Origin of the sequence: Streptomyces sp. NPDC002044, assembly GCF_040296725.1 — a bacterium.
GTDB lineage: Bacteria > Actinomycetota > Actinomycetes > Streptomycetales > Streptomycetaceae > Streptomyces > Streptomyces antarcticus.
This window is the reverse complement of the sequence record NZ_JBEOXU010000191.1, coordinates 1-9,170: the sequence shown is the minus strand read 5'-3', so window position 1 is coordinate 9,170 and position 9,170 is coordinate 1. Positions and strand designations below refer to the sequence as shown.

The 9,170-nt window shown below is 73.6% G+C and carries 10 protein-coding genes; 4 read left to right on the top strand and 6 right to left on the bottom strand.

Translation table 11 applies throughout. From position 1 onward, the window contains the following. Positions 1-159: 159 nt before the first annotated feature. From ABT106_RS28985 to ABT106_RS28975, 3 genes are all read right to left on the bottom strand, one after another. Entirely contained in the window at positions 160-1,281 is a 1,122-nt protein-coding gene (locus ABT106_RS28985; RefSeq protein ID WP_351283186.1) for an LLM class flavin-dependent oxidoreductase, read from the bottom strand. Positions 1,282-1,396: 115 nt separating this feature from the next. Next, positions 1,397-2,182, bottom strand: a complete 786-nt coding sequence (locus ABT106_RS28980; RefSeq protein WP_351283183.1) for an SDR family NAD(P)-dependent oxidoreductase — start codon at positions 2,180-2,182, stop codon at positions 1,397-1,399. An 11-nt stretch (positions 2,183-2,193) separates the two neighbouring features. Continuing rightward, on the bottom strand, positions 2,194-3,141 hold the full coding sequence (locus tag ABT106_RS28975) for a TIGR03619 family F420-dependent LLM class oxidoreductase (RefSeq protein WP_351283180.1): 948 nt from the start codon (positions 3,139-3,141) through the stop codon (positions 2,194-2,196). A 188-nt stretch (positions 3,142-3,329) separates the two neighbouring features. Here ABT106_RS28975 and ABT106_RS28970 point away from each other — a divergent pair, with 188 nt between their 5' ends. Beyond that, positions 3,330-3,671: a PIN domain-containing protein gene (locus ABT106_RS28970; RefSeq protein WP_351283177.1), complete on the top strand. Its 342-nt coding sequence runs from the start codon at positions 3,330-3,332 to the stop codon at positions 3,669-3,671. Positions 3,672-3,763: 92 nt separating this feature from the next. Here ABT106_RS28970 and ABT106_RS28965 read toward each other — a convergent pair whose 3' ends face one another. From ABT106_RS28965 to ABT106_RS28955, 3 genes are read right to left on the bottom strand one after another with little or no spacing between them, the layout of a single operon-like run. Continuing rightward, complete coding sequence (locus ABT106_RS28965; RefSeq protein ID WP_351283174.1) at positions 3,764-4,567, bottom strand: hypothetical protein; 804 nt, start codon at positions 4,565-4,567, stop codon at positions 3,764-3,766. A 26-nt stretch (positions 4,568-4,593) separates the two neighbouring features. Next, positions 4,594-5,838, bottom strand: a complete 1,245-nt coding sequence (locus ABT106_RS28960; protein WP_351283171.1) for a sensor histidine kinase — start codon at positions 5,836-5,838, stop codon at positions 4,594-4,596. After that, a complete protein-coding gene (locus ABT106_RS28955) occupies positions 5,835-6,494 on the bottom strand; it encodes a response regulator transcription factor (RefSeq protein ID WP_351283188.1) in 660 nt (219 codons plus the stop codon). Before ABT106_RS28955 ends, ABT106_RS28960 begins: the two co-directional genes overlap by 4 nt. 90 nt (positions 6,495-6,584) lie before the next feature. On the opposite strand from ABT106_RS28955, the gene ABT106_RS28950 reads away from it, so the two are divergent. From ABT106_RS28950 to ABT106_RS28940, 3 genes are read left to right on the top strand one after another with little or no spacing between them, the layout of a single operon-like run. Next, positions 6,585-7,115 (top strand): hypothetical protein, encoded by a 531-nt coding sequence (locus ABT106_RS28950; RefSeq protein ID WP_351283168.1) that lies wholly within the window; start codon positions 6,585-6,587, stop codon positions 7,113-7,115. Continuing rightward, positions 7,112-8,236: a peptidoglycan-binding protein gene (locus tag ABT106_RS28945; RefSeq protein ID WP_351283165.1), complete on the top strand. Its 1,125-nt coding sequence runs from the start codon at positions 7,112-7,114 to the stop codon at positions 8,234-8,236. The genes ABT106_RS28950 and ABT106_RS28945 overlap by 4 nt, the downstream gene beginning before the upstream one ends. Positions 8,237-8,241: 5 nt before the next feature. Further along, on the top strand, positions 8,242-9,063 hold the full coding sequence (locus ABT106_RS28940; RefSeq protein WP_351283162.1) for an ABC transporter ATP-binding protein: 822 nt from the start codon (positions 8,242-8,244) through the stop codon (positions 9,061-9,063). Positions 9,064-9,170 lie beyond the last annotated feature (107 nt).

Sequence of the window (9,170 nt, the reverse complement as noted above, 5' to 3'; positions counted from 1 at the left end):
GCGGCGGCGGCGGGTGCGGGGTGGCCCATGTCGCGGACCTTGTCGGCGGCGGGCTTGTCGAAGGCGGCGGCGCCCCCGCGTGCCCCGGCCGGGGCCGCCCGGCCGGGGCCGCTGTGGGACGGCGGTCCGGGAAGACGCCGTCCCTGTTCCCCCGCCGGGTCAGACGGCCTGGCGGAAGCGGGTCGTGCGGTGGACGGGGTCGGTGTCGATGTGCGGGATGACGTGCTCGCCGATGAGCTTGATGGTGGTGAGCGTGTCCTCGGGCGAGACCCCGGTCGGCAGTCCGAAGGACAGCTGGTCGGCGCCGGCCTGCTCCCACCGCTTGCACTGGGCGCGCACCTCGGACGGGTCGCCGCAGATCATCAGTTCCTCGGCGATCAGCAGCTCGATGATCTCCGCGTTGTACTCGGGCAGCAGCTCGGGCCACTGCGGGATCGCCTCGGGCCGCGGGAAGGTGTCGTGGTAGCGGAAGACCAGCGACTGGAAGCGGTTCATGTGGGCGTTGACGGCGATCTCCACCGCCTTGTCGTGGGTCTCGGCGCAGATCGCGGTCGAGGTGACCATGACGTTGTCGTTGACGAAGGCGCCGATGGCCTTCGCCTCCTGGATGGCCGTCTTGTACTGCTCCAGCACCCACTCCATGTCGGAGACCTTCTGCACGCTGAAGCCCAGCACGCCCAGGCCCTTCTTCGCCGCCATCGCGTAGGAGGAGGGAGATCCGGCGGCGTACCACATGGCCGGGTGGGCCTTGCCGTACGGCTTGGGGAAGATCTTGCGCGGCGGCAGGGACCAGTGCTTGCCCTGGAACCCCTCGTACTCCTCCTGAAGGAACATCTTGGGGAACTCCGCGATGGTCTCCTCCCAGATCTCCTTGGTGCCGTTCATGTCCTCGATGCCCGGGAGGAAGCCGAGGATCTCGTGGCTGCCCGCACCGCGCCCGGTGCCGAACTCGAAACGGCCCTTGGAGAGGTGGTCGAGCATGGCGACCTTCTCCGCCACCTTCACCGGGTGGTTCACCGGGGCGAGGGGGTTGAAGATGCCGGAGCCGAGGTGGATGCGCTCGGTGGCGTGGGCCAGGTACCCGAGGAAGACCTCGTTCGCGGAGAGGTGCGAGTACTCCTCCAGGAAGTGGTGCTCGGAGGCCCAGGCGTACTTGAAGCCCGACTTGTCGGCCTGGATGACGTACTCGGTCTCCTCGATCAGCGCCTTGTGCTCTGCCTCGGGGTCGACCTTGGACCGTGACTCGGCCACGTATCCCTGCACGAAGAGCCCGAATTCCAAGGGGGTTCACCGTCCTTTAGTTTCTGACGTTTCGTCAGATTCGATGCCCCGACTGTTCCACCGCCAAGGCCGGAGCGTCAATACCTGACGCTCCATCAGATGTCTTGGCCGGGCCTCAGGCGATGCTGACGCCGGCCGTCCAGCCGCCGTCGATGACGAACGGCTGGCCGGTGATGTACGAGGAGTCCTCGGAGGTCAGGAAGAGGGCCAGCTTCGCGACCTCCTCCGGCCGCCCGACCCGCCCCATCGGCACGACCCGCCGGTACAGCCCGGCCATCGCCTCCCGGGCCTCGTCGGTGATCCCGGCCGGGTCCAGCAGCCCCGGATTGGCCATCGGGGTGTCCACCGCGCCCGGGCACATCGCGTTGACCCGGATCCCCTTGCCCGCCAGCTCCATCGCGGCGACGCGCGTGAGCCCGAGGACCGCCGCCTTGGTCGCCGCGTAGGCGCCCACGTACGCCATGCCCGTCAGCCCGGTGTACGAGGAGGTGTTGACGATGGTGCCGCCGCCGGCCGCCTCGATCTCCGGGGCAACCGTCTTGATGCCGAGGAAGGCACCCACCTGGTTGACCTCGACCACCTGGCGGAACTCCTCCAGCGGGGTCCCGGTCAGCTCGTTGAAGCGCAGGATGCCCGCGTTGTTGACCAGCCCGTCGACCGGGCCGAAGGTCTCCTTGGCGGCGGCGACCGCGGCCGCCCAGTCCTCCTCCCGGCTCACGTCCATCCGGACGTACCGGGCCCGGTCCTCGCCGATCTCCTTGGCCACGGCCGCGCCCTGGTCGTCCAGTACGTCGCCGAGCAGCACCCTGGCGCCCTCGGCCGCGAACAGGCGGGCCTCCTGCTCGCCCTGACCGCGCGCCGCACCGGTGATGATGACGACGCGCCCGTCCAGCTTGCCCATGCCGGTGTCTCCTAGTCGTTGAGGTGCGGCGCGACATCGGCGCCGAACGCGGCGATCTGGTCCGTCAGTTCGGCCCGGTCGCGGCTGCGGAAGCGGACCTGGATCTGGTCCACGCCCAGCGCCTTGTACTCCCGCAGCGACTCCGCGAGCGCCTCCGCCTTGCCGGCCAGGGTCCGGCGACCGGTCTCCCAGCCGGGTTCGCCGACGTACAGCGCCTCGGTGATCGCGCCGATCTCGATCGGCTCCCCGATCCCCGCCGCATCGCGCAGCTCCCGGATACGGGCGATCTGCGGGGGCAGCGCGTGGCGCGGGTCGCCCTGCGGGAGCCAGCCGTCGCCGCGCACGGCGGCCCGGCGCACGGCGGGGCCCGAGGAACCGCCGACCCAGACGGGGATCCGCCGCTGCACCGGGCGGGGCAGCTGGCCGAGGTCCTTGAAGGAGAACAGCTCGCCCTCGAACTCGGGGAACTCCTCCGGCCCCAGCGCCACCCGCAGCGCGTCCAGGGTCTCGTCGAGGACGGCGCCGCGCCGCGCGAAGTCCACGCCGAGGATCTCGAACTCCTCCTGGACGTGCCCGGCACCCACCCCGAGGATCAGCCGGCCGCCGGAGAGGTGGTCGAGCGTGGCGTACTGCTTGGCGCTGATCAGGGGATGGCGCAGGCCGAGGATCGCGACGTGGCTGAGCAGGCGCACGTGCTCGGTGATCCCGGCGAGGAAGGAGAGGGTGGCGACCGGGTCGTACCAGACGGTGCTCATGGGCCCCGCGAGCCGCCGCGGGATGGCCACGTGGTCGCAGGTGGCCACGTACCCGAAGCCGGCCCGGTCGGCGGCGCGGGCCACCTCGGCGAGGTCGGCGGCGGTGGCCGACGCCTCCCAGGGCTCGGCGTAGATGGTGCTCTGCGACTGGATCGGGAGCTGCATCCCGTAGACCAGCCGACCTTCCGGAAACACGCGCGCCATGCCGGACCCGCCTCGCCTTCGTCTGCCGATTCGCGCACCCGTCCGTGCTGTCGGTGCGGGGCCATCGTCGTAGCTGACGGTCCGTCAGGCAAGAGGCGGGGCGGCAGGGGATGGGGCCGGGCAGCCCGGCGGGGGCAGTCCGGCGCGGGCGGCCGACCGAATAGCAGGACTTTTATTACGGTTGCTCCATGACCGGCCAGCCAACGCCGGGCGAAGGCCCGACCCGCCCCGTGTCCGTCTCCCTGCACGAGGGAACCATCGCGGCGCTCAAGGCGCGCACCGGCAGGGTGAGCCAGGCCCGGTTCGACTTCGCGGTCTCCCGCGTGAACGTCGTCGCACCGACCGAGGCCATCGCACGGCGCGCCGGCAGGCTCCTCGCCGATGCGGGGCCGCACGGGCACAAGTACGCCCTGGACGCCCTCGTGGCAACGACCGCCCTGGACCTGCCCGGCCCCGCGACCGTCCTGACCTCGGAACCGGAGGACCTGTCCGTGCTCTGCGGCGACCGCGTGCGCGTCGTCAGGATCTGACGCGGGCAGGGGAGGGGGCGGCCGGGTACGGGGGGCCGGGTACGGGGCTGGACCTCGGGTGGGGGCGCGGCTGAGGGCCGCCGGCCGCCCGGTCAGAACCCTGCGGGGCCCATCGCGATGAACGGCTTCGCCGCCGGGTCGAGGGTCTCCAGGACCTTCTTCATGGCGTCCTTGGGGATGCCGACGCAGCCCTGCGAGGGACCGTCGTGGTCCACGTGGAGCCAGATGTTGCCGCCCTTCTCCTCGCCCTCCGGCTTGGCCGGGTCCAGCGGCGAGTTGCCCGGCTCGCGGTTGAAGTCGATCGCGACCACGTAGTCGAAGGAGCCGGCCAGGGACTCGCCGTTCACCCCGCGGCCCGACGCGACGAAGGAGGGATCCTTGTCGTACGGGAGGCGGGTGCCGGCCGGGGCCGCCAGCAGGCCGCCCGCGTCGGTGAGCGCGAAAACGCCCTGCGGGGACGTCAGATCCCCGTACGCGCGGTCCGTGGACCAGCCCTTGGCGCCGTTGCGGGCCGGCCAGCTCTCGGCACGGACCCAGTCGGCGCCGGCCGCCGGACGGGTGTACAGGGCGGCCGTGGACTCCGAGGAGTCGCGGGCCTTGCCGGTGACCAGGATGAGCTGGCGGGACTCGGCCGGGATGCGCTTGCGGGTCTCCTCGCTGATGCCGGACAGGCCCTGGAGAAGGTCCCGCTGGGCGTCGCGCGCGGCGCGGACGGCGGTCTGCGGGCGGGCGTCCGAACGTGCGGTGGCCGCCGCGGCCGCCCTGTCCGGGCCCTGGGCGAGGTAGACCCAGCAAGCCCCGGAGGCCACCAGACCGAGGGTGGCGGCCAGCACCACCCGGCGGGAGACGCGGGACGTACGGGGTCGGCGGGAGCGGGCCCGGGCGTGCTTGCTCATTGAACCGACCGTACAGCAGCCGGTCTTCAGCGGCGCTGAACCGCCGCCCCCCGCGGCACGCGGAACCCGGGGAAGCGGACCCGGACCGTCAGCCCGCCCTCGGGCTCCGGGTTGGCCCGCGCCACCAGTTCGGCCCCGTGCGCCCGCGCCACCGAGGCGACGATGGACAGCCCCAGACCGGCCCCCTCACCTGCGGCGTGCCGCCGCTCGGCGCTCCGCCGGAACGGCTCCAGGAGCCGCGGCACGTCCGCCGGATCCACCACCGGCCCCGTGTTCGACACCGTCAGTTCCCCGTCCGCGGACACCTCCAGGACGATCCGGCCGTCCGGGCGGTTGTGACGCACCGCATTGCCGAGGAGGTTGCGCACCAGGTGCCCCAGCAGGGCCCGGTCCCCCCGTACGGTCAGCGGCGCCAGGGCCCGTACGACGGTCAGGCCATCCCGCGGGCAGGCCGCCAGCTCGGCCGCGGCCAGCTCCGCCAAGTCCACCGGGCCGGTGGACTCCAGCCCCTCTTCCGACACCGCGAGGAGCAGCAGCGACTCGACGAGGTGCTCGCTGGAGTCCGCGACGCCGATGAGCCGCTCCCGGATGCGGGCTACCCTCGTAGGCGACGGGTCCCCGGCCAGCCCGATCTCGGCCGCCGCCCGCTGCACCGCCAGCGGGGTGCGCAGTTCGTGCGCGGCGTTCGCCGCGAACCGCCGCTGGGCGGAGACCAGGTGCTCCATCCGGCCCAGCATCGCGTCGAAGGTGTCGGCGAGTTCCTTGAGTTCGCCGGGCGGCGCGTCGAGGGCGATCCGCTCGTCGAGGTTCTCGCCGGAGAGCCGGCGCGCGGTCCCGGTGATCACCCCGACCGGGCGCAGCACCCGCCCGGCCATCCACCAGGCGAGCCAGATCGACAGCACCGCGAAGACGGCGAGGGCGAGGAGCGAGTACACCAGCAGCCGGTGCTGCGTGGCCTCGGTGACGGCGTCCGACACGTCGCGCGTGAAGGCGTAGCTCTTCAGCTGGTCGGCGGTGGGGGCCGCGCCCGGGGGGAGCCGCTGCGCCGGTACCCAAGGGCGCTCCGGCTCCGCCGGGACGCCCTTGGTGAGGTCCAGGTAGGCGGGGCTCGCCGTGCGGACGACGCCGGTGACGCTGGAGTACAGGCCCTGGCCGACCAGGACGTAGACCAGCGCCACCAGACCGCCGCCCGCGAGGAGCAGCAGCGCCCCGTACAGGGCGGTGAGGCGGCCGCGCTCGGTGCGCGGCAGGAGGTGCGGCGGGCGCCTCACCGGGGGATCCGGTAGCCCGCGCCGGACACCGTCTCGATCAGCGGCGGCTCGCCCAGCTTGGCGCGGAGCTTGCTGAGGGTGACCCGGACGGCGTTGGTGGAGTAGCTCGTGCCGTCCTCCCACACCTGCTCGATGAGGTCGTCGTTTCCGACGACGGCGCCGTCGGCACGCAGCAGCGCCTCCAGTACGGCGAACTCCTTCCGGGACAGCGCGAGCCGCCGCCCGTCCCGGGTCGCGTCGCGGCGGGCGGTGTCGACGGCGACGCCGGCCCGCTCCAGTACGGGCGGCAGGGCGGGGTGGGCACGCCGCCCGAGGGCCAGGACGCGGGCGAGCAGCTCGTCGTAGGCGAAGGGCTTGGTGAGGTAGTCGTCGGCGCCCAGACCCAAACCCTCGACGCGCTCCCGCACGGTCCCGGAGGCGGTCAGCATCAGGACGCGGGTCGGCAGCCGCTGCCGCACGACCTGGCGGCAGACCTCGTCGCCGTGGAGTCCGGGCAGGTCCCGGTCCAGGACGAGGACGTCGTACTCGCCCAGGCGCAGCCGTCGCAGGGCCTCCAGGCCGTCGGCCGCCTCGTCGACGGCGAGCGCGTCGCGGCGCAGCCCCTCGGCGATCATCTCCCGGAGGAATTCCTCGTCCTCCACCACCAGTACGCGCATGCCGTCCTCTTTACCCGAGATCGGCATTTCGCCGTTGTAAGCAGGGTGCGAGAGGGAAGCGAAACCCCCTTCCCGCGCAGGCTCGGGCCCATGAAGCGATCCCTGATCATGACCACGGCCGCGGCCGTCACCGGGCTGGCCCTCGCCGTCACCGGATGCGCGAACGGGAACTCCGACGGGAAGTCCGACGGGAAGAAGGACGCGGGGGGCTCCGGCCAGGACTCCTCGTCCGGATCCGGCTCCTCGTCCGCCTCCGGGTCCGGTGCGGACGCCGACCGCGCGGTGAAGATGCGCCAGTGCCTGCGCGAGCACGGCATCGACGCCCCCGACCCGGAGCCGGGTCAGGACCCCCGCGGCATGACGCTGGGCGGCGGCGCGGATCCGCAGAAGATGGAGGAGGCCATGAAGGGCTGCGGGATGGGCGGCCCCGGGTCCGGCAAGGAGCCCACACAGGAGGAGAAGGACAAGGAGCTGGAGTGGGTGCGCTGCATGCGCGAGAACGGCATCCAGCTCAAGGACCCCGAGTACAACGGCGGCATGAAGTCCGCGATCGAGATACCCGCGGGCCAGGAGAAGACGTTCGAGGACGCCCAGAAGAAGTGTGAGGCGGCCCGCTCGTGAAGCGGGGCGGGAAGTGGCTCCTGGCCTCGCTGGCCGTGGTGCTCGCGGCCTCCGGCGGCGGGTACGCGGTCATGGCCCAGCCCCGCCAGGACGGCGGCGGCGAGCACCGTGACGCCGGACTGCCGCCGGCCACGGCGCCGGTGACGCGCGGGAACCTCGGCGCGGCCGTGCAGGCGGAGGGCACCCTCGGCTACGCGCGGGAGCGCAGGCTGAACGCCGCCGGGCCGGGCGTCGTGACGTGGATCGCCGACGAGGGCGCGGCGGTCGAGCGCGACGGGAAGCTGTACGAGGTCGACGGCCGGCCGGTGCGGCTCCTGTACGGGTCCACGCCGATGTACCGGCCGCTGAAGGCCGGGGACAAGGGCGAGGACGTCAAGCAGCTCAAGCGCAACCTCCAGGCCCTCGGCTACGGCACCGGCCTCGACGCGACGGATCCCGCCTTCACGGACGGCACGGTGACGGCCGTCAAGCGGTGGCAGAAGGCCCACAAGGCGAAGGAGACCGGCGAGGTCGCCAAGGAGGACGTCGCGTTCGCGTCCGGGCCGCAGCGGATCCGCAAGCGGGACGCGGCGGTCGGCGACGAGGCCGCGCCGGGCAAACCGGTGCTCACGGTGACCGGGACCGATCGGGTCGTGCGGTTCCGGATGGAGGCCGGGAAGGCGGGCGCTGCGAAGACCGGCGAGAAGGTCACCGTACGGCTGCCGGGCGGTGCCACGGCGACCGGGAAGGTCGAGTCGGTGGGCAGCACGGCCGCCGGCGACGACGGCTCGGGGGGCGCGGGCGGCGGCTCCGGCGGGGGCGGGGGCGGGGGCGGAGGAGCGGGCGGCGGCAAGAAGGCGGAGGTCGAGGTGGTCGTGGCCTTCGACGATCCCTCCGCCGTCACCGCCCCCGACCAGTCCTCCGTGTCGGTCGGCCTGACCGGCGAGACCCGCGAGGGCGTCCTCTCGGTACCGGTCGCGGCGCTGCTCGCGCTCGCGGGCGGCGGCTTCGGCGTCCAGGTCGTCGAGGACGGCCGGGTGCGGGAGATCGGCGTGGAGCTGGGCCTGTTCGGCAACGGCCGGGTCGAGGTGACCGGCGACGCCCTCAAGGAGGGCATGCGGGTGGGGGTGCCGAAGCTGTGACGGCCATGACGACACGCCCCGCCGGGCCGGTGGGCCCCGCCGGACCGGTGGACGCCGCCCGGCCGGTGGTCGAACTGGCCGGGGTGACCAAGGAGTACCCGGGCGGGGTCACGGCCCTGCGCGGGATCGACCTGAGCGTCGCGCGCGGCGAACTGCTCGCCATCGTCGGGCCGTCCGGGTCCGGGAAGTCCACCCTGCTGCACATCGTCGGCACCCTGGACCGCCCGACCGCCGGCCGGGTCGCCATCGCCGGGTACGACATCGCGGCGCTGTCCGACCGCGCGCTGTCGGCCCTGCGCTCGCGCCACGTCGGCTTCGTCTTCCAGTCCTTCCACCTCGTACCGGGCATCAGCGCGCGGGCGAACGTCGCCGAGGGGCTGCTGTACAGCGGGCTCTCGCGGGCGGAGCGCGGGCGCCGGGCGGCGCGGGCCCTGGAGCGGGTCGGCCTCGGCGACCGGATGGAGCACCGGCCGCACGAGCTGTCCGGCGGGCAGAAGCAACGGGTGGCCATCGCGCGGGCGGTGGCGGGCGCCCCGGACCTGCTGCTCGCCGACGAACCGACCGGCGCGCTCGACACGGCGTCCGGGGAGTCGGTGATGGACCTGCTGCGGGAGCTGAACCGGGACGGGGCCACCATCGCCGTCATCACCCACGACCAGGAGATCGCGGCGAGCCTGCCGCGGCAGGTGCGCATCCGGGACGGGGAGATCGTGGCGGACGTCCGGAACCCGGGGGCGGCGGACACGGTGGCCCTGGCCGCGGTGTCCCCGGCGGCGGGCCCCCCGCGCACGGCCGGAGCGGGCCCGGCCGGGCCGGGTGCGGCATGACGGCCCGCGCGAACGGCCGGGACGGCCGGGACGGCCGGGACGGCCGGGACGGCCGGGACGGCCGGGACGGCCGGGACGGCCGGGACGGCCGGGACGGCCGGGACGGC